16 protein-coding genes are annotated in these 23,262 nt (G+C 72.5%); 9 read left to right on the top strand and 7 right to left on the bottom strand.

Annotation, left to right across the window (positions count from 1 at the left end):
- Positions 1–41 precede the first annotated feature (41 nt).
- Positions 42–2,126 (top strand): bifunctional glycosyltransferase/CDP-glycerol:glycerophosphate glycerophosphotransferase, encoded by a 2,085-nt coding sequence (locus CP975_RS13450; protein ID WP_055533321.1) that lies wholly within the window; start codon positions 42–44, stop codon positions 2,124–2,126.
- Between the two features lie 23 nt (positions 2,127–2,149).
- Here CP975_RS13450 and CP975_RS13445 read toward each other — a convergent pair whose 3' ends face one another.
- The 5 genes from CP975_RS13445 to CP975_RS13425 form a co-directional block, all read right to left on the bottom strand.
- On the bottom strand, positions 2,150–4,987 hold the full coding sequence (locus CP975_RS13445; protein ID WP_055533323.1) for a stealth conserved region 3 domain-containing protein: 2,838 nt from the start codon (positions 4,985–4,987) through the stop codon (positions 2,150–2,152).
- On the bottom strand, positions 4,984–6,036 hold the full coding sequence (locus CP975_RS13440) for a hypothetical protein (protein WP_055533325.1): 1,053 nt from the start codon (positions 6,034–6,036) through the stop codon (positions 4,984–4,986). Before CP975_RS13440 ends, CP975_RS13445 begins: the two co-directional genes overlap by 4 nt.
- Positions 6,037–6,119: 83 nt before the next feature.
- On the bottom strand, positions 6,120–7,001 hold the full coding sequence (locus CP975_RS13435) for a carbohydrate ABC transporter permease (protein ID WP_055533327.1): 882 nt from the start codon (positions 6,999–7,001) through the stop codon (positions 6,120–6,122).
- A complete protein-coding gene (locus CP975_RS13430) occupies positions 6,998–8,344 on the bottom strand; it encodes a carbohydrate ABC transporter permease (protein ID WP_199783109.1) in 1,347 nt (448 codons plus the stop codon). Before CP975_RS13430 ends, CP975_RS13435 begins: the two co-directional genes overlap by 4 nt.
- A 4-nt stretch (positions 8,345–8,348) precedes the next feature.
- Positions 8,349–9,746: an ABC transporter substrate-binding protein gene (locus tag CP975_RS13425; protein ID WP_055533333.1), complete on the bottom strand. Its 1,398-nt coding sequence runs from the start codon at positions 9,744–9,746 to the stop codon at positions 8,349–8,351.
- A 193-nt stretch (positions 9,747–9,939) separates the two neighbouring features.
- On the opposite strand from CP975_RS13425, the gene CP975_RS13420 reads away from it, so the two are divergent.
- Positions 9,940–10,389 carry a PPOX class F420-dependent oxidoreductase gene (locus CP975_RS13420; protein WP_055533329.1) on the top strand — a complete coding sequence of 150 codons (450 nt, stop codon included), beginning with the start codon at positions 9,940–9,942 and terminating at the stop codon, positions 10,387–10,389.
- Positions 10,390–10,574: 185 nt separating this feature from the next.
- Here CP975_RS13420 and CP975_RS13415 read toward each other — a convergent pair whose 3' ends face one another.
- Positions 10,575–14,078: an FHA domain-containing protein gene (locus tag CP975_RS13415; RefSeq protein WP_150476908.1), complete on the bottom strand. Its 3,504-nt coding sequence runs from the start codon at positions 14,076–14,078 to the stop codon at positions 10,575–10,577.
- A 432-nt stretch (positions 14,079–14,510) separates the two neighbouring features.
- Between CP975_RS13415 and CP975_RS13410 the strand changes: the two genes are divergently transcribed.
- The 4 genes from CP975_RS13410 (at position 14,511) to CP975_RS13395 (ending at position 19,716) form a co-directional block, all read left to right on the top strand.
- Positions 14,511–16,205 carry a serine/threonine-protein kinase gene (locus CP975_RS13410; RefSeq protein WP_055534137.1) on the top strand — a complete coding sequence of 565 codons (1,695 nt, stop codon included), beginning with the start codon at positions 14,511–14,513 and terminating at the stop codon, positions 16,203–16,205.
- Between the two features lie 162 nt (positions 16,206–16,367).
- Complete coding sequence (locus CP975_RS13405; protein ID WP_150476907.1) at positions 16,368–17,600, top strand: serine/threonine-protein kinase; 1,233 nt, start codon at positions 16,368–16,370, stop codon at positions 17,598–17,600.
- A gap of 66 nt (positions 17,601–17,666) precedes the next feature.
- Positions 17,667–18,773, top strand: coding sequence for a peptide chain release factor 2 (gene prfB, locus CP975_RS13400; RefSeq protein ID WP_150476906.1), 1,107 nt, complete (start codon positions 17,667–17,669; stop codon positions 18,771–18,773).
- 277 nt (positions 18,774–19,050) lie between these two features.
- Complete coding sequence (locus CP975_RS13395) at positions 19,051–19,716, top strand: hypothetical protein (protein WP_150476905.1); 666 nt, start codon at positions 19,051–19,053, stop codon at positions 19,714–19,716.
- A 169-nt stretch (positions 19,717–19,885) separates the two neighbouring features.
- Here CP975_RS13395 and CP975_RS13390 read toward each other — a convergent pair whose 3' ends face one another.
- Entirely contained in the window at positions 19,886–20,071 is a 186-nt protein-coding gene (locus CP975_RS13390; protein ID WP_055535777.1) for a hypothetical protein, read from the bottom strand.
- A gap of 240 nt (positions 20,072–20,311) precedes the next feature.
- Between CP975_RS13390 and ftsE the strand changes: the two genes are divergently transcribed.
- From ftsE to CP975_RS13375, 3 genes are all read left to right on the top strand, one after another.
- A complete protein-coding gene (gene ftsE, locus CP975_RS13385) occupies positions 20,312–21,001 on the top strand; it encodes a cell division ATP-binding protein FtsE (RefSeq protein ID WP_030788113.1) in 690 nt (229 codons plus the stop codon).
- Between the two features lie 61 nt (positions 21,002–21,062).
- Positions 21,063–21,980: a permease-like cell division protein FtsX gene (gene ftsX / locus CP975_RS13380; RefSeq protein WP_030788116.1), complete on the top strand. Its 918-nt coding sequence runs from the start codon at positions 21,063–21,065 to the stop codon at positions 21,978–21,980.
- Positions 21,981–22,058: 78 nt separating this feature from the next.
- On the top strand, positions 22,059–23,255 hold the full coding sequence (locus tag CP975_RS13375) for a S41 family peptidase (RefSeq protein ID WP_199783204.1): 1,197 nt from the start codon (positions 22,059–22,061) through the stop codon (positions 23,253–23,255).
- Positions 23,256–23,262: the final 7 nt, after the last annotated feature.

Raw genomic sequence — 23,262 nt, 5'->3', positions numbered from 1 at the left:
GTCTTCGACAGGCCGTGTCCCGCTGGTTACGGTCGGTTGTCATGTCGCGCTTCTCGGTTGTCGTCCCCGCCCACCGCGTCCAGGGCTACCTGCGGGAATGCCTGGACTCGGTGCTCACCCAGTCCTTCGGCGACCTCGAACTGACCGTCGTCGACGACGCCTCGCCCGACGCCTGCGCCGCGATCGCCGCGGAGTATGCGGAGCGCGACCCGCGTGTGCAACTGCTGCGCGTCCCCGCCCAGGCGGGCCCGGGCCCCGCGCGCAACATCGGCGCCGACCGCGCCACCGGGGACTACCTCCTCTTCCTCGACGGGGACGACCTCCTGCTGCCGGGCGCCCTCGAAGCCCTCGACGCGGCCCTCGCGGAACGGGGCGACCCGGACGTCCTGCTCTTCGCGCACGACCGCGTCGACTGGTGGGAGACCGTCCGCCCAGGCGGCGGCCCTCTCACCGGCGACCCCCTGTCTGTCACCCCGGCCGCCTGGAACCGCGTCTTCCGGCGCGGCTTCTGGCGCGAGCGGCAATTGTCCTTCTCCGAAGGGGCGTACGAGGACGTGGTGCCGGTCCACACCGCGACCCTGCGCGCGGGCGAGCGCCTCGTCGTCCTCGACCGGAGCTGCGTGCGCTGGCGCGAGCGGCGCGGCGGCAGCTTCTCCAAGACGCCGGGCAGACACCACTTCGCCGTCGTCGGACGGTACGAGGAACTCCTCGCCGCCGCCGGGCCCGCCGACCGCGCCCGGCTCCTGCCGCACGCCGCGGCCCACCTCCTCGCCGTCCTCGACGACCCCGGGCGGATCCGCGCGGGCGACCGGCGCGACTTCTTCCGCGAGGCGGCCCGCGTCCACCGCACGTACGCGCCCGCGGGAACCGAGCCCCGCACTCCGCGGGAGAAGGCCCTCGCCACCGGCTCCTTCACGGCCCACGAGAGCCTGCGCAAGGCCGAGTCCCGGCGCCTGCGCGTCTCGCGGCGGCTCAAGGAGCAGAAGAAGAAGCTGCGCGCCCGCGCCATGCGCGCCGCCTACCGCGCCGACCTGCACCGCTCCCTCGACCCGCACCTCGCGGTCTATGGCGCCTACTGGAACCGCGCGGTCTCCTGCAACCCCGCCGCCATCCACGCCAAGGCCCGCGAACTGGCCCCGCACATCCGGGGCGTGTGGGTGGTCTCCGGCCGCCACAAGCACAAGGTGCCCGCCGGGGTCGACTACGTCGTCGAAGGCTCCCGGCGCTACTGGCAGGCGATGGCCACAGCCACGTACCTCATCAACAACTCCAGCTTCCCCGGCGGATTCACCAAGCGCCCCGGTCAGGTCTACCTCCAGACCCACCACGGCACCCCGCTGAAGAAGATGGGCCTGGACCAGCGCCGCTACCCGGCCGGCACGCACGGCATCAGCTTCCAGAAGGTCCTCGACCACACCGACCAGTGGGACTACAGCCTCTCCTCCAATCCGCACTCCACGGAGATCTGGGAGCGCGTCTACCCCTCCACCGCCTACGAGCCGCTGGAGGCGGGCTATCCGCGCAACGACGTGTACTTCACGACGGGCGAGAGAGAGATCGACCGCATCCGCACGCAGTTGGGCGTCGGCGACGGACGGACCGTGCTGCTGTACGCGCCGACCCACCGCGACTACCAGAAGGGCTTCCTGCCCCGCCTCGACCTCAGGCGGTTCGCCGAGAGGATCGGCCCCCAGTACGTCGTGCTCGTGCGTGCCCACTACTTCTACGGCGCCGACGCCGGGCTCGACGCGCACCCGCAGCTCATCGACGTCACCGGGCACGCGCGCGTGGAGGACCTGTGCCTCGCCGCCGACGCGCTCGTCACGGACTACTCGTCACTGATGTTCGACTACGCCTGCCTGGACCGCCCGATCGTGACGTACGCCCCCGACTGGCAGGCCTACCGCCTGGCCCGCGGCACCTACTTCGACCTGCTCTCCGGGCGGGCGGGCGAGACGCCGGGGGCCGTGGCCACCACCGAGGACGAACTGGCCGAGCTGTTCCGCGGCGGCGGCTGGGACACCCCGGAGGCCGCGGAGCTGCGGTCCGCGTTCCGGGCGCGCTTTTGCCCCTACGACGACGGGAAGGCCGCCGAACGCGTCGTCCGGCGGCTCTTCCTGCCCTGATCCTGCCCTGAGATTTCCCGGGCTCAGGCCTCGTAGGGCGAGCGCACCGGGAAGTACGCCGTCAGGAACGACCTGATGGCGAGCGCCATCTCCTCGTCCGCCATGCCGCTGTCGGGCGACTCCCCGATGCAGAAGGCCGTCCGGTCCCGGTTCTGGAGCAGCCGCCCCAGCCGCGCGTGGTCGGCACGGTCGCCGATGTCCACGAAGTCGTACGAGATGGAGCCCGGCACCGCCCGCCCCGTGAGGTACGCGTAGTGCTGGTGCAGCGAGGAGACCAGGGCGAAGTCGTCGGCGCAGCGGAAGCGGCTGCGGGCCGTGGCCGCCGTCTCCTCGGGGAAGCGCTCGGCGATCTCCGTCAGGACGCTGCGGCGCAGCGCGTACGGCACGTGGAAGAAGCTGTGCGTCGTCGTCCTGCCGAAGGTGCGGCGCAGCAGCTCGCGGTTGTTCTTCGCCGCCGCCAGATAGCCCTCGTCGTCGGGGGACAGGGGCAGGGCGGGCACGGACGCGGAGGACCAGAAGAAGCGGGCCAGGCCGTTGCTGAGGAAGAACGTGTCGGGGTTGGTGGGGCGGCCGAGGAACATGTCGTCGTTGAAGTACAGGAAGTGCTCCGACAGGCCTTCGATGCGGTGCAGTTGGGACTCGATGGAGTGCGAGTTGAAGGTCGGGAGGCACGCGTCGGGGTCGGCGAAGAGGTCGCGGTGGTCCACGACCGTCAGGCCGGGGTGGTCCCGGTCGAGCCAGTCGGGGACCTGCCCCGCCGTGACGAGGTACACGTGCCGGATCCACGGCGCGTACATCGCCAGGGAGCGCAGGCTGAAGCGCAGCTCGTCGCGGTTGCGGTAGCGCACGGCTCCGTCGTCCGCCGTCTCCCGCCCGGCGCCGCCGCGGGCCGCGGCGCGGCGGGCGCGCCACTCGGGGTCGGAGTCGTCGACCCAGGTGTAGACGGCGTCGACGGGAAAGTCGACGTCCTTGACGAGGAGTTCGGTGAACACCTCAAGCGTGGGGTAGTCGCGGTCCGCCACGCGCAGGGTCGCCGTCGGCGTGAGCGAGGGCAGCACGGCACCGGCGAGCGTCGTCCCGAAGGGCGCGCGGAAGCCGCTTTCCGCCGCGGGGGTCCCCTGGGCCGCCCGGGGCCAGAACGCCACCGTGCAGGCGAGCCCCGCGCCGTGCCGCAGCGAGAGCGTCGTGGTGGTCACCGGCTTGAAGACCTTGACGCCGGACAACTCGCCGATGCCGTCGAGGCGTTCGGCGAGGACGGCCCCGGGCGCCGCGTCGCGCGGATTGACCAGCTCGGCGTAGACGGGCTGCCCGCGCAGCGCCCCCGCCAGGGCCTTCAGCGCGCGGTCCTTGTCGTCGGCGGCCACCGCCAGCGTGTGGGCGGTGCCGTCGTTGGTGCGTACGAGGATGTAGGGCACGTCCTCGGCCTCCAGGGCGGACGCGGTGAGCCGGAGGTTCCACCGCGCCATGTCCGGCGCGAGCACGTCGTCGCGCCGCTCGGCGAGGCGGCCCACCGAGCGGATGACGCGGCCCGTGGTGTCGGCGGCGATGATCTCGTCCTCGCGGGCCCGCTCGTCGGCGGCGGCCGCGGCGTCGAAGGTGTGCGGGGCGGTGGGCCGAAAGCCGCAGCCGCCGGACGCGACGCCGAGGGCCACGCGGTCCGCGCGCCCGGCAAGGCGCCGCGGCCGGTCGCGCCCGGCCACGAGCCGGGTGTACAGCTCCTCCCAGCGGGCCGTGACGTCCGCCGAGGAGAAGCGGGCGTAGACGCCTTCGCGGGCGGCGCGGGCGTAGGCGCGCCTGGCCGCGTCGCCGCCCATCAGCTCGTCCATCGCGCACGCGAGTTCACCGACCTCGCCGGGTGGCACGAGCAGTCCGTCGACGCGGTGGCGCACGATCTCCGCGGGCCCGGTCAGCACGTCGTACGCGATGACGGGCACCCCGGCGGCGAGCGCTTCGAGGAGCACCAGCGGGAACGCCTCGTTGTGCCCGGCGGTCATCAGGCTCAGCCCCGCCTTGGCCCACTCGGCGGCCATGTCCTGGCAGGGGCCGAGCAGTTCGACCCGGTCGTGCAGCCCGAACCCGTCGACGAGGCGGCGCAGCTGCCGCTCGCGGTGGCCGCCGCCGAAGATCCGCAGCGTCCACTCCGGGTGCGCGTCGGCGACCTGTGCGAAGGCGCGGACGGCGTGGTCGACGCGCTTCTCGCCGGTCAGCCGCGCCGCCATGACGATGACCTTGCCCTCGCCGTCGGAGCGCGGCCGGAAGCCGTCCGGAACGGCGTTCGGGATGACGGCCAGCTCCGGCGCGGTGGGGCCGAGGGACTCCGCGATCCAGTCGCGGGTGCGTTCGGTCAGCGTGACCAGGGCGTCCAGGCGCGGGGCGTGCAGGAGCAGCGGTTCGCCGGACGGGCCGCGCCGCTGGGTGGGGCGGTGCTCCTGATGGACGGTGACGACCCGCGCGGGTGCGAGCGTCACGGCGGCGGCGAGCAGCGCGGGCGTGGTGCTGACCAGCACGTCGGTGTCGACGGCGGTGAGCGCGGCGGTCAGTTCGATGTCGGAGAGCCGGTCGAAGGTGTCCTCCCAGGCGGGCCTGATCAGCTCGCTGGGCAGCGCGGCGAGCGTGCGGCACGCGGCGTCGTCCAGGTCCGTCTCCCGTACCGGCCGTTCGGGTGTCGTGGTGCGGTCCACGAGGTAGCGGACGGGCAGGCCGCGCGCCTCGGGGAAGAACGGCTCGGCGCGGGTCCGGAAGACGGAGATCACCTCGACCTCGACGCCGGGGCGCTCGGCGAGGTGCTTGGCCTGGGTGTAGGTGGCCAGCTCGGTGCCGCCCATCTCGTCGCCCCAGCCGAGCAGGTACGTGATCTTCATGCGGTCTCCTTCGCGGGCTCGGGTGTGGGGTCGGGCGTGCGGCCTTTCGGTCCGGAGGCGAGGGCGGCCGGTTCGCGCGTGAGGTCGGTGATGTCCCAGCACGTCACCGCGAAGGCGCCCGTCCGGGTGAAGTGGGCGTGCGCGCGGACCAGCGCGCCGTCGGGGAGCGCGAAGACGCGGAAGGGGGTCGGATAGGCGGCCGAGGGGTCCCGTACGTCGGACAGCCACCGCCCGAGCGGCAGCCCGTCCACCCGGAAGTCCCACACCCACTGCCCCGGCCCGGCCCCGGTCATCGCGCCGAGCGGCACCCGCAGCGTGAACGCGCCGTCCTGCCCCCGCTCCGCCACCTCGACGGGTACGACGACCTTGTCCCTGCGGCGCACGGCCTCCGCGCGCCGGGGCGGGGACGCCGCCCCGACCAGCCGTCCGCGCACGGTGATCCCGTCCCCGCGCGGCTCGAACCGCACCAGCTCCGCGCGCGGCCGTGACCGCGTGGCCTGGAGCACGGCGCGCCCGCTGCGGGTCCTGACGATCCGCACCAGAGTGCCGGTCAGCGGGTCGGGAGCGTGCGGCACGGTCGGCGTCCAGGGCGGCGCGCCGTCCCCGGCCGGCGTGATTCCCCGCCGCCGTACGCGCCCGTCGGCACCCCGCGTCTCGACGGTGAGCCGCCACACGCCGTCCCGCAGGTCCCGCAGCGTGGCCGTGGCGGTGAGGAGCGGGGCCCCGGCGGAGTGCCGCTCAAGGGCGAGGGGGACGACGTGTCTGCGGTGGCCGCGCGTGATCAGCAGCCGGGCCCGGTCCGGCGCGTCGTCGGCCCCGTCTGCGCCCTCGGTCTCCGCGGTGAGCGCGAGATTGAGCGTGCGGCTGTCCCGGAGCGAGAGGTGTACGGGCGTCAGCAGGGGCCCGGCGCGCCAGGCCGCTCCGCGTACCCGTCCCGCGGTGGCCCGCTCCAGCCGGAACCGCGTGCTGCGCGCGCCGGCGCGGAACCGCCGCAGGGCGGGCGGCGGGGGTCCTGGGCGGCGCGGTGACGTGAACCCAAAGTAATGCATTTATACACTTTGCCCACTTTTACCCCGTACGTCTCACCACGCGGGCCGCTACACACGGAAGGAGGCGGCGGCCCGCGCGCGAGTCACTTCACCGCGCCCGCCATCACCCCGGACACGAACTGCCGCTGGAACGCGAAGAACACCGCCAGCGGGATCACCATCGAGATGAACGCGCCGGGCGCCAGGATGTGCACGTTGTCGCCGAAGAACCGCACCTGCTGCTGGAGCGCCACCGTGATCGGCGGACTCTCCGAGTCGGCGAAGATCAGCGCGATCAGCATGTCGTTCCAGACCCACAGGAACTGGAAGATGCCGAGCGAGGCGATCGCGGGCGTCCCGAGCGGCATCACGACCCGCAGGAACAGCCGCAGCTCACCCGCCCCGTCAAGGCGCGCCGCCTCCAGCAGTTCGCGGGGGATCTCCGCGAAGAAGTTCCGCAGGAGGAAGATCGCGAACGGCAGGCCGAAGGCCACGTGGAAGAGGACCACGCCGACCGTCGTCTCGAAGATGCCGATCTCGCCGAAGAGTTCGGAGACCGGCAGCAGCGCCACCTGCACGGGGACGACGAGCAGCCCGACCACGCCGATGAACCACCAGTCGCGGCCGGGGAAGTCCATCCAGGCGAAGGCGTATCCGGCGAGCGAGCCGAGGACCACGACGAGCAGCGTCGCCGGGACCGTGATCATGACGCTGGACAGGATCGAGTCGGTGATCGTCTCGTCCTTGAGGAGGTTGGAGTAGTTGTCCAGCGTCATCTGCGAGGGCGCGCCGAACACCTTCCACCAGCCGCTCTCGCTCATGTCGGCGGAGGTGCGCAGCGAGCCGATCAGCAGCCCGATGGTCGGCACCAGCCAGAACAGTCCGACGAGCACCAGGAACACGCGCAGCGCGGTGCCCCCGAGCGCGGACGCGATCCGCCCGCCGAGGGACTGCTTGCCCTTGACGATCTCCGTCTGGGTCGTCATCGTCGCCCCTCCCGCCGCATGCGCCGGATGTTGAACAGCATCACCGGGATCACCAGGAGGAAGAGCAGCATCGCGATGGCGCTGGCCACACCCGCGTCACGGTCGCCGAACGCCGAGTTGTAGAGCTGGAGCGCGAGGACGTTCGCGTCGTCCTTCGAGGAGCCCGGCGGGATCACGAAGACCAGATCGAAGATCTTCAGTACGTTGATCATGAGCGTGACCAGCACCACCGCGAGGACCGGCGCGAGCAGCGGCACCGTCACCCGGCGGAACACCTGCCACTCGTTGGCCCCGTCCACCCGCGCCGCCTCGAGCAGCTCACGCGGCACGCTCGCGAGGCCCGCCGCGATCAGGACCATCGCGAAACCGGCCCACATCCACAGGTACGAGCCGATGACCGCGGGGGTGATCAGGGACGGTCCCAGCCAGTCCACGCCGTTGTAGGGCTCGCGGAAGTTCGAGGCGGGGAAGCGCAGTTGGGCGCCGTCCGCCTCCTTCGGCAGCGCGAAGGTGCCGTCCGCCCCGGCCTCGGTGGACGCCACGACCTCGCCGTCCTTGACGGCCTCGACCTTGATGCCCGCGTAACCCAGCTCGGCGGTGTCGGGGGCGTTGACCTTCCCCCGGCCCTTGCCGCGCGTGAAGTCCTGCCAGGCCGTGCCGGTGACCTGGCCGGCCTCGGCCCGCGCGGGCTCGGCCGCCTTCGCGTCGTCCGGCATCTCGTTCGGCGGCACGCCGGTCAGCGGCAGCACCACGGGCGTGCCCGCCTCGACCGGCTCCTTGGTGATGAAGGCCCCGTCACCGGCCGACTTCAGCGGCGACTTCGTGCTGGGGTGCGCCTGCGGGAACGCCGACGACTCGGCGAACGTGTCGTGCACGCTCACCGCCACCGCGTTGGCGACACCGCGGTCGGGGTCCGACTCGTACACGAGCCGGAAGATGATGCCCGCGGCCAGCATCGAGATCGCCATCGGCATGAAGATGACGAGCTTGAACGCCGTTCCCCAGCGCACCCGTTCGGTCAGCACGGCGAAGATCAGGCCGAGCGCGGTCGCGACGGTGGGCGCCACGACCAACCAGACCGCGTTGTTCTTGATGGCGGTCAGAATGCTGTCGTCCGTGAACAGCGTCTTGTAGTTGCCGAACGCCGTGAAGTCGCCCGACGAGTCGAAGAAGCTGCGGAACAGCGAGTACCCGATGGGGTAGAGGACGAGCGCGCCGAGCAGCACCAGGGCCGGCAGCAGGAAGAGCACCGCCACCATCCTGCGGGTGCCGGTCACGCTCTTGCGCGGGGTCGGAGCCGGGGGCGCCGCCTTGGCAGTGCCCCCGGCGTTCGCGGACGCCATCGCGTCAGTCCTTGTAGGCCTTGGCGGCGGCCGTCTCCAGCGTCTTCTGCGTCCCCTCGACGTCCTTCGGGTTCTTCAGGAAGTCCTGGAGCGCCTTCCACTCACCCTTGCCCGGCGTGCCGCCGAAGGCCTGCGGGGCCTGGTCGGACATGTCGAAGCGGATGTCGTCGCCCGCCGCGATGAGCGCCTTGGCGATGCTGCGCTGCACGTCGTTCGGGTACGCCGCCATGTCCAGGTTCTTGTTGGGCGAGATGAACCCGCCCGCCTCGGCCCAGATCCGCGCGGCGTCCGGCGAGGCCAGATAGGTCAGCAGCGCCTGCGCCCCCTTGCTGTCCTTCAGCGCGACGGCCGCGTCGCCGCCGACCACGGCCGGCGACTCGTCACCCACGGCCGGGAACGGGAACACCTTCGCGTCCGTGCCCACCTTCGCCTTGGTCTCGGAGATCGGCAGGGAGACCATGTCGCCCTCGAAGACCATGCCCGCCTTGGGCTGGTCGCCGCCCTTGAACGTCTGCTTCACGGAAGCGGGGAACTCGGTCTGGAGCGCGCCGTCCGCGCCGCCCGCGACGAAGCCCTTCTTCCCGAACAGCTCACCGAGCGTGGTCAGCGCGTCCTTCACGGACGGGTCCGTCCACTTGATCTTGTGCTGGGCCAGCTGGTCGTACTTCTCCGGGCCCGCCTGCGACAGATAGATGTTCTCGAACCAGTCGGTCAGCGTCCACGCCTCGGCGCCCGCGACCGATACCGGCGGCACACCGGAGTCGTAGATCGTCTGGGCGGCCTTCATGAACTCGTCCCAGGTCTTCGGGGCCTTGACGCCCGCGTTCTCGAAGACGCGGGTGTTGTACCAGACCAGCGACTTGTTGGCGGCCTTGAAGTACACGCCGTACTGCTTGCCGTCGACGGCTCCCAGGTCCTGCCAGCCCTTGGCGTAGTTCTTGGCGAGTTGCTTCTGCGCCTCGGCGCCGACCGGCTTGGCCCACTTGTTCGCCACGGCCTGCTCGATCGCGCCAACCTGCGGCAGCATCGCGACGTCCGGCGGCTGCCCGCCCGCCACCTTGGACTCCAGGAAGCTGATGATCGGGTCCTGGGCGGGCACGAAGGAGACCTTGGCGCCCGTCCGCTCCTCGAACTCGTCGAGCACCTTCAGGAAGACCTTGCGCTCGGAGCCGCCCCACACGGCGGACACCGAGACGTTCTCCCCGTCCAGCTTGGGCAGTTGGACCGAGGCGCCGTCGCCCTTGCCGCCGTCCTTGCCCCCCTTTTTCCCGTCGTCGCTGTCGTCGCCACCGCACGCGGTGACGGTGAGCGCGAGCGCCCCCGCGACGACGGCAGCGGCGAATTTGGCGGTGGTGCGCCGATGTTGTGGCGCCCTGCGTGTACTGCGAAGAGTGCTGCGCATCACTGCCCCGTTCTCTTCCCTGGCGAGTCCCGTGCGGTCTGTCTACGCCCGCGCGGGGAGGGGCGGCAAGATGGCCTGCGGTGTCAACTCATCGATCGTGATGGCGTTGTGACGTGCCGTCATCATTGCTTGCCCGGCCTTGTCGCACCACTGGGGGGGAATAGGCACCACCGGGGCGCGGGTTGGCCCCGACATGACTGAAGCCACCGCCAGCTCCGCTCAGGCCTTCGACCCGCACGCGCTGCTCGCCGGGAGCCGCCTCGGCGTACTCGCGACGATCAAGGCCGACGGCCGCCCGCAGCTCTCCCCGGTTCTGCCGTCGTACGACCGCGCCACGGGCCTCCTCCGGATCTCCACGACCGCGGGCACCGCGAAGACCACCAACCTGCGCCGCGACGCGCGGGCCGCGCTGGAGGTCACCCACCCGGACGGCATGGCCTGGGCCACGGCAGAGGGCACGGTCACCCTCACGGGCCCCGGCTCGGACCCGGCGGGCCCCGAGGTGGAGGCCCTGGTGGAGTACTACCGCAAGGCAGCGGGAGAACACCCGGACTGGGACGAGTACCGCGAGGTGATGGTCGCGGAGCGACGCGTACTGATCACGATGCGGGTGGAGAGGGTGTACGGGGCGACGATCCGCTGAGGGCATCGGCCCGCCCGTTGTGGGCAGGCGTGCCGCAGGGCGATTGGGGTCTCCCCTGGTCGAGCGGAGCCGAGAGCTTGGGGAAGGGTGGGCACAACGCCCCGGCGCCGGGAACGGATTCAAGGGGCATACGGCACGCAAGCGCCCCCGCGGCACAGGGGACGGAACAGAAGCACCCCCACCGCCTAAAGAAGCGACGGCACCTGATCCGCCGAGACGGACCGTGCCGCCCGCTCCAACGCACTGGCCAGCAAGGCCAGATCCGTAGGCCCGTTCCCCAGCTCCCGCACGGGCCGCCGCGCCGGCGGGTCCCCCATCCGCTCCCACTCCAACGGCACGACCGTGGGCCGCAGCGTCGCCGTACGGGGAATCCGCCCGGTGACCCGCCCCGCCTGGAAGGCGGTGGCCCGCCCGTCGGGGGAGCGGAGTTCACCCCGCCCCGGCGCGGGCTCCTCAGGCCCCGAGGCCACCGCGTCGAGCACCACGCGCAGCGACGCCCGCTGCCCCAGCTCGGTCTCCGGCATCCGCTCACTGCGCCCCGTGGCCGCCACGAGATGCACGCCGAGCCGCTCGCCGTCCCGCGCGACCGCCTCCAGGGCGCGCACGACCGAGCCGGCCGCCGGCCGCCCCGGAGAGCCGAGGGCGGGCGCGAGCAGCGCGTCGAAGTCGTCGACGAGCACGACGAGCCGCGGCAGCGGAGGCCCGGGCTCGGCCCGCTGCCGCGCCGCCGCGGGCCGCAACCGCATCGTGGAAGTGGGCGTCGGATCGAGATCACCGTCGCCCCCTTGCGCGGGCACAGCGGCGGAGCCCTCCGCGCCGCCCCCGGAGGACGACGCCCCGAAGGATGGCGCCCCGGAAGCCCCGGAGGCCCCGCCCGCCGCGGAAGGCCCAGAAGCGCCGGAGGCCCCGCCCGCCCCGGAAGACGACGGCGACCTCTGCGCCACCATCCGCCCCGAGACCTCCCGCTGTGTATGCCACTCGGCGAATCCGAGCCTGCCCAGCAGCTCCGCCCGCCGCTTCAGCTCGGCCGCCAGGGACTGCGCGAACTCCCGCATGCGCACCGGGTCGTTGGCCACCAGGTGCGTGGTGACGTGCGGCAGGTCCGTACAGACCCCGAGCCCCGCGCCCTGCCGCCCGGCGGCCCCGCCCGCACCCCCGCTGTCCCGCCCGTCGACGAGGACCATGCCGAGCCGGTCAGGCCGCTCGGCGGCGGCCAGGGACGCGGCGATGGAGCGCAACAACTCCGTACGCCCGCTGCCCGCGGGCCCCTCGGCCAGCAGATGCGGCCCGTCTGCGGCGAGATCCGCGACGACGGGCCCGCGCGGTCCCGCACCCAGCACCGCGACGGCCCGCCCGCCGAGCGCCTCCGCGTCGTCGGCCGCGGCCGCCCAGCGCGCCATCAGCGAGGCGGGCGTGGCCCGGGCGAGCCCCAGCTCGTCCAGCAGCCGGGCCGCCTGGGGCAGCGGCGCGGACACGCGCGCGTGGCCCTCACCGGCCGTGCCGTCCGTCCGCAGCGGCGCGAGCGCCCGTGCGAACCGCTCGGCCCAGGCCGCCGAGACCGCGTCCACGGCGGCGACGGTGCCGTGCCCCGCGGGGCGCCCGCCCGCCGTCCGCATCAGGCGCAGCGCGGTCGCCACGTCTCCGCTGAGCAGCGCGACGGCACCGCACGCGCGGAAGGCGGGCGACACCGAGCAGGCCGCCTCGTACGTGTCGAGGACCGGCGAGGCGGGTGAGGCGGCCTCGGTCTCGGCGAGGCACACGACGTGGATCCCGGCCCGCGCGCCCTCACCGGCGAGCCGGACGGTCGCCTCGCGCAGCGCGGCCGACCCGGGGTCGCCGTCGACGATGACGACAGTGCGCCACGCGGGCTCCCGGGCAGCGGACTCCATGGAACCGGGCGCCCCGAAGGAACCGGGCTCTCCGAAGGAGCCCGGGCCTCCGAGGGGATCGGGGCCTCCGAAAGGACCGGCTTTCCCGGCATTCGCGACGCCCTCATCGGCGATGTGGTCGTCAAGGCGCCGGATCAGCTCGCCCGTGCGCGTCGCCGCCTGATCACGGTCGTAGGCGAGGAGGAGCCGGCAGTCCTGGCCGTGCGTGGGCCGCAGATGGGGGAGCCAGCCGAGCCAGGCCCACTCGGCGGTGCGTTCCGCGGTGGTGCGGGTGCGGTCCGTGCTGATCAGCACGATCTCCAGGCAGTCGGGGGAGTGCAGCGCGCCGAGCTGGGCGACGACGGCCCTGGCCAGGCCGGTCAGCCGCTCCCGGGGCCCGGCGAGGCCGAGCGCGCCCGCCTCCCGCAGGCTCACCGTGACGGGCACGGCGGGCAGCGGCGCCTGATCGCCGGGGGCCACCCGGTCGACCGTGCCGAGCCGCACCGCGAGCGCCTCCGGGTGACCGGGGCCGCGCTCCCACAGACGGGGGCCGGGGCCGAGCGCCGTGAGAAGCAGGGTGGCGGGATCCGGCCAGGATTCGGGCGTCCGGGCGGCGGCGGCCACGGCGAGGTCCTCCGGCGTGGGCTCAGGCGCCCCGAGACCGCCGTCGGCCCCGTCCTCGTCGTCGGCGTAGGCCTCATAGCTCTCGTACGCGCCCTCGTCCTGCTCGCTGCCCCGGCCCCCGGCCAGCCGCCGGGCCCAGGCGGAGAGGCCGCTCCGCTTGCGCAGGGCGCGCGGGACGGTCGTGCCGCGCGGCGGGGTCCCGGCGCGGGTCCGCTCGGCGTCGGGCACGCCGCCCTGCGGCGGCACGGCACCCGGGCCGCCTCCCGGGGCGTACGCCCCGGGCCCGCCGGCGTAGGCCTGCGACGGGCCGTCCCCCTGCGAGCCGTGCGGCCCGTGCGTCTCGTACGCCCCTGGAGTGCCGTGGGCCCCCGAAGCGCCGTGGGTCCCGTGGGCGCCGGACGGGCGGTGGGTGCCGTCGCCTCCCGCCGCGCCCCAGTCCGCCGAGCCGTACGCGTGGTGGGCGGTCCCCTCCGGGGGGCGTGAGGGCGCGAGGAACGCGGGCTGGGGGGCTGCGGCGACCCGCACGCGCACGTGCCCCTCGCCGTCGGGGGCCGTCGAGAGGATGCCGCCCGCTCCCGGGGCCGCGCCGAGGCCGCCGCCGGTCAGCCGGAGCGCGGACTCGCCGATCCGCAGCAGGGAGCCGGGGGAGACCCGCACGGGGCGGTCGGTGACCTCCGTGCCGTCCACCGAGGTGCCGTTCGTCGAGCCGAGGTCCGTGACCGTCACGCGGCCGTCCTGGGCGAGGGTGACCGCGCAGTGCAGCCGGGAGACGTCGGGGTCGTCCAGCGGCACGTCCGCGTCGGCGGAGCGGCCGACCCGGATCTGGCCGCCGTGCAGCAGATGGACACCGCCCGCGTCGGGCCCCGCCACCACGTGCAACTGGGCGGCCGCACCGGCCGGCTCGGGGCCGGGCTCGGCGGGGGCGCCCAGCGAGAGCACCGCGCCGTCGATCAAGGGGGGCTCACCGAGCGTGCACCGCTGGGCGTCCAGGCGCTCGGGGCCCGCGTACAGCACGAGGGGGCTGTCGCTGCCCGCGACGGCCGTGGCGAGGCCGGAGGCCACCGCGGCGAGGGCGGTCCCGGCGGGCGCGGTGACCAGCACGTCACAGGCGCCGTGGACGCCGGTCGCCGCCGGGGGGCGGCCTTGCTGCTCGGGCTGGCCGCTGCGCGGCCCGAGGACGGTCAGCCGGATCTGCATCGCCGTCAGCGGTCCCTTCTGCGCTGGGCGCCCGGCACGGGGACTCGCGCTGTGTTTCCCCCCACCGCACACGGGCACGTGGCCAGTACTGGAGGCATCCTCGCACCTGCGACCGACAACACGCCCGGCGGCCACCGGTAAGTGATCTTGATTGGTCGCCTCTGCTCGGAAAAGTGCCTGCTTGGACCGTTGGGGACACATGCGAAGGTCCGTGGAGGAAGGTCGAGAGGAAGGTCGCACCGTGCACTCCACGGCAACCAATGGCCACGGGCGGGCGTCTTCCCCCCGGACAGCGAGCCACGGGAACGGCCGGGCGGAATCGGATCGACCGGTGCCCCGTTCGGCAGCACTACAGTGGGTCGGAACATCTCAGACCCCCGGACAGGACCAGCGTCCGGACGGGACCAGCCAGATCAGCAGGGAGCGCATGACGTGCGGCCGGTAGGCAGCAAGTACCTGCTCGAGGAGCCGCTCGGGCGCGGCGCCACGGGCACCGTCTGGCGAGCCCGCCAGCGGGAGACCGCGGGTGCCGAGGCGGCCGTCGCCGGCCAGCCCGGCGAAACCGTCGCGATCAAGGTCCTCAAGGAAGAGCTGGCCAACGACGCGGACGTGGTGATGCGCTTCCTCAGGGAGCGGTCCGTCCTGCTCAGGCTGACTCACGAGAACATCGTCAGAACCCGCGACCTCGTCGTCGAGGGCGACCTCCTCGCCCTGGTCATGGACCTGATCGACGGCCCCGACCTGCACCGCTACCTGCGCGAGAACGGCCCGTTCACGCCGGTCGCCGCGGCCCTTCTGACGGCCCAGATCGCCGACGCGCTGGCCGCGAGCCACGCCGACGGCGTCGTCCACCGCGACCTGAAGCCCGCGAACGTCCTGCTCAAGCAGGACGCCCAGGGCATGCACCCGATGCTCACCGACTTCGGCATCGCGCGCCTCGCGGACTCCCCGGGCCTGACCCGCACCCAGGAATTCGTCGGCACGCCCGCGTACGTCGCGCCGGAGTCCGCCGAGGGCCGCCCGCAGACCAGCGCCGTCGACATCTACGGCGCCGGGATCCTGCTGTACGAGCTGGTCACCGGCCGCCCGCCGTTCGCCGGGGGCTCGGCCCTCGAAGTCCTGCACCAGCACCTCAGCGCCGAGCCGCGCCGCCCCTCGACCGTCCCGGACCCGCTGTGGACGGTCATCGAGCGCTGCCTCGACAAGAACCCGGACCGCCGCCCCAGCGCCGTGAACCTCGCCCGCGGCCTGCGGGCCGTCGCCGAGGGCGTCGGCGTGCACTCCACCCCGGCGCAGATCGCCGCCGCGGAGGGCGTGGGCGCCCTGCTCATGCCGGACCCGTCGCCGGCCCCCGTGCCGGACGCCCCGGGCGCGGCCGACCCCACGCAGGTCCTGCCGAGCAACGCGGGCTCGTACGACCCGAACGCGGCGACCAGCGTCATGCAGAGCACCGGCAGCCAGGGCCAGGGTCACGGTGACGCCGACCCCACCTCCGTACTGCCGGCCAACCGCGGTGGCGGCGCCGACCCGACCGCGGTCATGCCGCCGGTCCCGCCGAACGGCCCCGGCGCGAACCCGAACGACCCGCACCCCTGGCAGAGCCAGATGGCCGCGGCCCGCGACCGCAACGAACAGACGCAGTACCAGGCGCACCTGGACCCCGACCAGGACCCGCTGCGCCGGCGCCCCCAGCGCCAGGTGGCCCGGCCCCAGCAGCAGCCGCCGCGCCCGCAGCAGTACGCCCCGCAGCAGCCGCGCGGGCAGCGCCCCCAGCAGCAGTACGCTCCCGCGCCCCAGCACCAGCAGCCCCAACACCATCAGCCGCAGCACCAGCCGCAGCAGTACGCCGCGCCTCCGCAGGCGCCGCCGCCCCAGCAGCCCGCCCCGCGCCCCGCGCGCGAGCCGAGGCAGCCGCGTCAGCGCAGCGCCAACCCGATGCGGATCCCGGGGCTCGGCTGCCTCAAGGGCTGTCTGTTCACGATCCTCATCCTCTTCGTGGCGAGCTGGCTGGTCTGGGAGTTCAGCCCGCTCCAGGACTGGATCGGCACCACGAAGGGCTACTGGGAACAGCTGACGGACTGGTACGGCACGGTCAGTGGCTGGATCGGGAAGCTCGGCGGCAACTAGGACCTGTCCGCCGGACAGGTCCTGGCGGCGCACCCGCGTGGGGCGATCCCCGGACGGCTCTGGGGATTTGTCGACATCAGCAGAGTGATTTCTGCTCCCGGAGTGAAGGTTGGCGGCAAGGCCGCGTAGTTTTGTCGCCAACACGCATCCGTAGGAGCAGTCTTGACGCGCAAGATCGGCAGCCGGTACACCGCCCACCAGATCCTGGGCCGTGGCAGCGCCGGCACGGTGTGGCTCGGCGAGGGGCCCGAAGGCCCCGTCGCCATCAAGCTGTTGCGCGAGGACCTGGCCTCCGACCAGGAACTCGTCGGCCGCTTCGTCCAGGAGCGCACGGCTCTGCTCAGCCTCGACCACGCGCGCGTGGTGGGCGTCCACGACCTCGTCGTCGACGGCAACGACCTGGCGCTGGTCATGGACCTCGTACGCGGTACGGACCTGCGCACCCGCCTCGACCGTGAGCGGCGCATGGCCCCCGAGGCCGCGGTCGCCATCGTCGCGGACGTCGCCGACGGGCTCGCGGCCGCGCACGCCGCGGGCATCGTGCACCGCGACGTCAAGCCCGAGAACGTCCTCCTGGACATGCAGGGCCCCCTCGGTCCCGGCGGGGCGCACCCCGCCCTGCTCACCGACTTCGGCGTCGCCAAGCTGATCGACTCCCCGCGCCGGACCCGCGCGACGAAGATCATCGGTACGCCGGACTACCTCGCCCCCGAGATCATCGAGGGCCTGCCGCCGCGCGCCGCCGTAGACATCTACGCCCTCGCCACGGTCCTGTACGAACTGCTCGCTGGCTTCACTCCCTTCGGCGGGGGACATCCGGGGGCGGTCCTGCGGCGCCACGTCACCGAGACGGTGGTGCCGCTCCCCGGCATCCCCGAGGAGCTGTGGCAGCTCCTCGTCCAGTGCCTCGCCAAGGCTCCCGCGTCCCGGCTGCGCGCCTCCGAGCTGGCCGCGCGCCTGCGGGAGCTGCTGCCGCTGGTCGCGGGGATGCCGCCGCTGGACGTCGACGAGCCGGACACGGAGCCCTCGCAGGCCGAGGAGGCGTACGAGGACTCGGCCCCCGAGCCGCGCGAGCCCTCCCCCCGGCGGGGCGCGGTCCCCCTGGTGCCGGGCTCGGCGCCCGCCGACTCCAACCGGGACACGCACACCTCGATGCGGGTGCCGGGACCCGACGAGCTGGCCGGCGGGGCCCGCGGCACGGCCCGCGCGCCGCGGGCGGCCGGCGCGGCCCGCCCCGGCTCCGCCAAGCACCGCGCCTCCGCGCGACGGCGCCGGATCACGCTCGGCGTGGCGGGGGTCGTCCTCGCCGCGGCGGCGGGGGTCGGCGTGTACGCCGCCAGCTCCTCCGACGCGCCCCCCTCGGCCCCCGACACCTCCTCCCCGGTCTCCCCCTGACCCGCTCCCGGCCCTGCTCACCCCACTCGGGGCCAGGTCGGTTGCCGCAGCCGTTAGGCTGGAGTCGTGGCAGTCGTCGATGTATCCGAAGAGCTCAAGTCCCTCTCCTCGACCATGGAGTCGATCGAGGCCGTCCTGGACCTCGACAAGATGAGGGCCGATATCGCCGTGCTCGAGGAGCAGGCGGCCGCACCGTCCCTGTGGGACGACCCGGAAGCGGCACAGAAGATCACCAGCAAGCTGAGCCACCTCCAGGCGGAGGTCAGGAAGGCCGAGGCGCTGCGCGGGCGCATCGACGACCTCGGCGTGCTGTTCGAGATGGCCGAGGAGGAGGACGACTCGGACACCCGTGCCGAGGCCGAGTCCGAGCTGGAGTCCGTCAGGAAGGCGCTGGACGAGCTGGAGGTCAGGACCCTCCTGTCCGGGGAGTACGACGCCCGTGAGGCGCTCGTCACCATCCGCGCGGAGGCCGGCGGCGTCGACGCCTCCGACTTCGCCGAGAAGCTCCAGCGCATGTACCTGCGCTGGGCGGAGCGCCACGGCTACAAGACGGAGCTGTACGAGACCTCGTACGCGGAAGAGGCCGGCATCAAGTCGACCACCTTCGCCGTCCAGGTCCCGTACGCCTACGGCACGCTCTCGGTCGAGCAGGGCACCCACCGTCTCGTCCGCATCTCGCCGTTCGACAACCAGGGCCGCCGCCAGACGTCCTTCGCCGGTGTCGAGATCCTCCCGGTCGTCGAGCAGACCGACCACATCGAGATCGACGAGAGCGAGCTGCGCATCGACGTGTACCGCTCCTCGGGCCCGGGCGGCCAGGGCGTCAACACCACCGACTCCGCGGTGCGGCTGACCCACCTCCCCACCGGCATCGTCGTCTCCTGTCAGAACGAGCGCTCGCAGATCCAGAACAAGGCGACCGCGATGAACGTCCTCCAGGCGAAGCTCCTTGAGCGCCGCCGCCAGGAGGAGCAGGCGAAGATGAACGCCCTCAAGGGTGACGGCGGCAACTCCTGGGGCAACCAGATGCGTTCGTACGTCCTCCACCCGTACCAGATGGTCAAGGACCTGCGTACGGAGTTCGAGGTCGGTAATCCCGAGTCCGTCTTCAATGGCGAGATCGACGGATTCCTGGAAGCTGGAATTCGCTGGCGCAAGCAGCAGGAGAAGTAAAAGCCGCCCAGAGCGGCTTTATCGACAAGGCAACTGCCGCCCATGAGGCGGCAGTTGCCTTTTACGTCACAGTCACATCTCCCTACGACGGTCAACTGCCCTGATTTCGGACATCGCGCCCGCAACGACCTTGACGCTGCTCTGAAAAGTGGAAAGGCTAGCGAGTGGTATGCGTATTCCTGGGGTGTGTGGGATCTGTGGGGGCTGATCGTTCGCCCCGGAACGCCGCCTCGGACGCTGCCTCTCTGACGATTCAGCTACTGGGGGTAGCAACCAGATGACCAAGAAGACGCGGATCCGTGTCGCGCGGATAGCCGCCGGTGCGGTGATCGCCGCCGGTGCCTCGCTGACCGCCGCGGGTGCCGCCTCGGCCCTCGACGTCGACCTCGGCCCCGTGGGCGTCGGCGCCCACGCGGACGACAGCGGTGTCGGTGTCGACGTCGACGTCGAGCCCGACGACGACCCCTCGGACCCGGGCATCCCGACCGAGGAGCCGACGGACCCGCCCGAGCCGACCAACGAGCCGACCGAGCCGCCGGAGCCGACCGAGCCCGACCCCACCGACCCGCCCACCTCGGACCCGACCGACCCGGGCCGGCCCACCTCGGACCCGGGTGACCCGGGCAACGAGGGCAACGGGAACGGCGGCGGCAACGGGAACGGCAACAGCAACGGGAACGGCGGCGGCAACGGCGGGGGCAACGACACCGACCCCGCCGGCGGCTCCAACCCCGTCGAGCAGGGCCAGGGCAAGGACAGCCTCTCCGACACCGGCTCCAAGCCGGTCGAGCAGGGCGGCAACAAGGGCGACAAGGGCGAGCTGGCCGAGACCGGCGCCGCCGAGATCACCTTCCTGGTGATCGGCGCCGCCACGATGATCGCCGGTGGCATCGGCTTCCGCATCCTGCCGCGCCTCGTCGGCAACCGTGGCGCCGCCGCCTGACACAGGCGCTGACGTACGCCGCGTACCCGAGGTATCGAGGCGTACGGCATGTACGGCACGTACGCGATGTACGTCCTTGGGACGTACGTACGTAAAAGAAGGGCCCGGAGCTTCCTGAGCTGCGGGCCCTTCTCCGTCGCCTACGGGGTGTGCCGTCGGCGCGGCGTGCCTACGCGCGCGCCAGCAGCGCGACCGCCGCGATCAGTACCACGAGCAGCGCTATCAGTGCCGCGGGATTGAGGCCCGCGAAGGGCCCTTCCTGCTGTATGCGCTCGCGATTGGCCCGGCACACGGGGCATCGGCCTTCACTCACGGGCGCTGCGCAGTTCGCGCATACCAACCGATCCAGGGTCATGCGCTTCTCCTCCCGCACAGTCTCAGCCTGCCCAACGCTACGGGGAACCCAATCGTTCCCCTTACCACTGTGCCAGCTTCCGCGGGTTTCGGCGCGGCCCGCCGCCTCCCGCCGGTTTCGGCACGTTCCGTACCTCGGCACTTCCACGACAAATCGCGCAACTCCGGACGCCGACTGCGCTCGCGCACCGCCTTCGCGTAGGGTCACGCACACCTACCCCCGGCAACCCGTGGTGCATCCGTGATCCGTTTCGACAACGTCTCCAAGGCCTATCCCAAGCAGACCCGCCCCGCGCTCAGGGATGTCTCCCTAGAGATCGAAAAGGGCGAGTTCGTCTTCCTGGTGGGGTCCTCCGGCTCCGGAAAGTCCACTTTCCTGCGGCTCGTCCTGCGCGAGGAGCGCACCAGCCACGGCCAGGTACACGTCCTCGGCAAGGACCTCGCGCGCCTGTCCAATTTCAAGGTGCCGCACATGCGCCGCCAGTTGGGCACGGTCTTCCAGGACTTCCGCCTCCTGCCCAACAAGACCGTCGGCGAGAACGTCGCCTTCGCGCAGGAGGTCATCGGCAAGTCCCGCGGCGAGATCCGCAAGTCCGTGCCCCAAGTCCTCGATCTCGTGGGCCTCGGCGGCAAGGAGGACCGGATGCCCGGCGAGCTGTCCGGTGGTGAGCAGCAACGAGTGGCGATCGCGCGCGCGTTCGTCAACCGTCCCAAGCTCCTCATCGCCGACGAGCCGACCGGCAACCTCGACCCGCAGACCTCCGTAGGCATCATGAAACTGCTCGACCGGATCAACCGGACCGGCACCACCGTCGTGATGGCCACCCACGACCAGCAGATCGTGGACCAGATGCGCAAGCGGGTCATCGAGCTGGAGAAGGGCCGTCTCGTGCGCGACCAGTCGCGCGGCGTCTACGGCTACCAGCACTGACATCCGCGCGGCCCGACCGCTGTCTGTTCCACCTGATCCACCTGAGCACTGAAAGGCCGCCATGCGCGCCCAGTTCGTCCTGTCGGAGATCGGCGTCGGTCTCCGTCGCAATCTCACGATGACCTTCGCGGTCGTCGTCTCCGTAGCGCTTTCGCTCGCCCTCTTCGGCGGTTCGCTGCTCATGCGTGACCAGGTGAGCACGATGAAGGGCTACTGGTACGACAAGGTCAACGTCTCGATCTTCCTGTGCAACAAGGCCGACGCCGAGCAGGACCCGAAGTGCGCCAAGGGCGCCGTCACGAACGAGCAGAAGGACCAGATCCTCGGGGATCTGAAGAAGATGCCGGTCGTGGACAAGGTCACCCACGAGTCGGCGGACGAGGCGTACAAGCACTACAAGGAGCAGTTCGGCGACTCCCCGCTGTCCAGCTCCCTCACGCCCGACCAGATGCAGGAGTCGTACCGCATCAAACTGAAGGACCCGGAGAAGTACCAGGTCGTCGCGACCGCCTTCTCGGGCCGTGACGGCGTGCAGGCCGTGCAGGACCAGAAGGGCTACCTGGACAACCTCTTCGGGCTCCTCAACGGCATGAACTGGGCGGCGCTCGCGGTGATGGCGCTGATGCTCGTCGTCGCGCTGATGCTGATCGTCAACACCGTGCGCGTCTCGGCGTTCAGCCGCAGACGTGAAACCGGCATCATGCGGCTGGTCGGCGCCTCCAGCTTCTACATCCAGATGCCGTTCATCATGGAGGCCGCCGTCGCCGGTCTCATCGGCGGCGCGCTCGCCTGCGGAATGCTGGTCGTGGGGCGTTACTTCATGATCGACCACGGTCTCGCGCTCGCCGAGAAGATCAACCTCATCAACTTCATCGGCTGGGACGCCGTCCTGGCGAAGCTGCCGCTGGTGCTCGCGATCGGTCTTCTGATGCCCGCGCTTGCCGCGTTCTTCGCGTTGCGCAAGTACCTCAAGGTGTGACAAGTACCCTCGTCGTTCCAGGGCGCCGTACGGTTCAACCCGCCGTACGGCACCCTTCGTTGTCCTAGACTCACCGTCATGTCAGGTCTCGACCGGTTCGCCGATCGGTGCTCAGTGCCCCGCCGCATCCGCCGCGGGGCGACGCTGACATTGGTCTTCGCGAGCGTCCTCGCCACCGGGGCCGCCACCGGCTCCTGGAGCGAGGCGGCGGACGACGGCCGGAAAAGGCCTCCTCCTTCGGTACGTTCGGACGCCTCGCCCCCGCTGAGGGGCGGCGCCGACACCGCCGAGGAGGCCGCGGACGCCGCCGCCGACGCCATGGCCGACGGCAAGTCCGCCAAGAAGGCCGCCGAGGAAGCCGTCAGCCGCAGCGGGGACCGCTGGGGCGCGGTGTACTCGCACGGGGAGTACCGGGAGTTCGAGCAGGCCCTCGACGGCGCCTACACGGGCGTCGGACTGTGGGCCCGGCGCGCGGCCGACGGGCGCATCGAAGTCTCCCGGGTCCAGAAGCACGGGCCCGCCGAGCGCGCGGGGATCCGCGAGGGCGACCGGCTGCGCTCCATCGACGGCGAGCGCGTCACCGGCCGCCCCGTCACGGAGGTCGTCGGCCTGCTGCGCGGCACCCGCGCCGGCACCCCGGTGCGCCTCGGCCTCGCGCGCGGCACGCGCGCGTGGAGCGAGACGCTGCACAGGGCCCGCCTCTCCACGGACTCCGTCACCGTCACCGAGCTGCGCGGCGGCGCGGTCCTGATCAAGGTCGCCGCGTTCACCAAGGGCTCAGGAGAGGCCGTGCGGACCGCGGTGCGCGAGGCCCCCGAGGGCGCCGGCATCCTGCTCGACCTGCGCGGGAACTCCGGAGGCCTGGTCTCGGAGGCGGTCACCGCCTCGTCCGCGCTGGTCGACGGCGGCCTCGTGGCGACGTACGACGTACGGGGCGAGCAGAAGGCGCTGCACGCCCGGCGGGGCGGCGACACCGGCAGACCGGTGGTCGCGCTCGTCGACGGCGGCACGATGAGCGCGGCCGAGCTGCTCACCGGCGCCCTCCAGGACCGCGGCCGCGCGGTCGTGGTGGGTTCCAGGACCTTCGGCAAGGGGTCGGTCCAGATGCCGAGCCGCCTTCCGGACGGTTCCGTCGCCGAGCTGACCGTCGGCCACTACCGCACGCCTTCGGGGCGGGCCGTCGACGGGCGGGGCATCACACCGGACCTCGAGGTCGAGTACGGGGCCGAGAAGCGGGCCGAGACAGTATTGACTGGCCTCGGACCCCCCTCGTAGTGCGAAA

It is taken from the genome of Streptomyces alboniger (assembly GCF_008704395.1).
Classification (GTDB): domain Bacteria; phylum Actinomycetota; class Actinomycetes; order Streptomycetales; family Streptomycetaceae; genus Streptomyces; species Streptomyces alboniger.
Note: the sequence above shows the minus strand (reverse complement) of the source record. Positions and strands in the feature narration are given on the sequence as shown.

Excerpts from the sequence above, each read along its gene's own strand:
- CP975_RS13450 (WP_055533321.1), top strand. The coding sequence starts at position 42 with ATGTCGCGCTTCTCGGTTGTCGTCCCCGCCCACCGCGTCCAGGGCTAC.
- CP975_RS13390 (WP_055535777.1), bottom strand. The coding sequence starts at position 20,071 with ATGACCCTGGATCGGTTGGTATGCGCGAACTGCGCAGCGCCCGTGAGT.
- ftsX (WP_030788116.1), top strand. The coding sequence starts at position 21,063 with ATGCGCGCCCAGTTCGTCCTGTCGGAGATCGGCGTCGGTCTCCGTCGC.
- CP975_RS13420 (WP_055533329.1), top strand. The coding sequence starts at position 9,940 with ATGACTGAAGCCACCGCCAGCTCCGCTCAGGCCTTCGACCCGCACGCG.
- CP975_RS13395 (WP_150476905.1), top strand. The coding sequence starts at position 19,051 with ATGACCAAGAAGACGCGGATCCGTGTCGCGCGGATAGCCGCCGGTGCG.
- CP975_RS13440 (WP_055533325.1), bottom strand. The coding sequence starts at position 6,036 with ATGCATTACTTTGGGTTCACGTCACCGCGCCGCCCAGGACCCCCGCCG.
- CP975_RS13415 (WP_150476908.1), bottom strand. The coding sequence starts at position 14,078 with ATGCAGATCCGGCTGACCGTCCTCGGGCCGCGCAGCGGCCAGCCCGAG.
- CP975_RS13445 (WP_055533323.1), bottom strand. The coding sequence starts at position 4,987 with ATGAAGATCACGTACCTGCTCGGCTGGGGCGACGAGATGGGCGGCACC.
- CP975_RS13435 (WP_055533327.1), bottom strand. The coding sequence starts at position 7,001 with ATGACGACCCAGACGGAGATCGTCAAGGGCAAGCAGTCCCTCGGCGGG.
- CP975_RS13425 (WP_055533333.1), bottom strand. The coding sequence starts at position 9,746 with ATGCGCAGCACTCTTCGCAGTACACGCAGGGCGCCACAACATCGGCGC.
- CP975_RS13430 (WP_199783109.1), bottom strand. The coding sequence starts at position 8,344 with ATGGCGTCCGCGAACGCCGGGGGCACTGCCAAGGCGGCGCCCCCGGCT.
- CP975_RS13375 (WP_199783204.1), top strand. The coding sequence starts at position 22,059 with ATGTCAGGTCTCGACCGGTTCGCCGATCGGTGCTCAGTGCCCCGCCGC.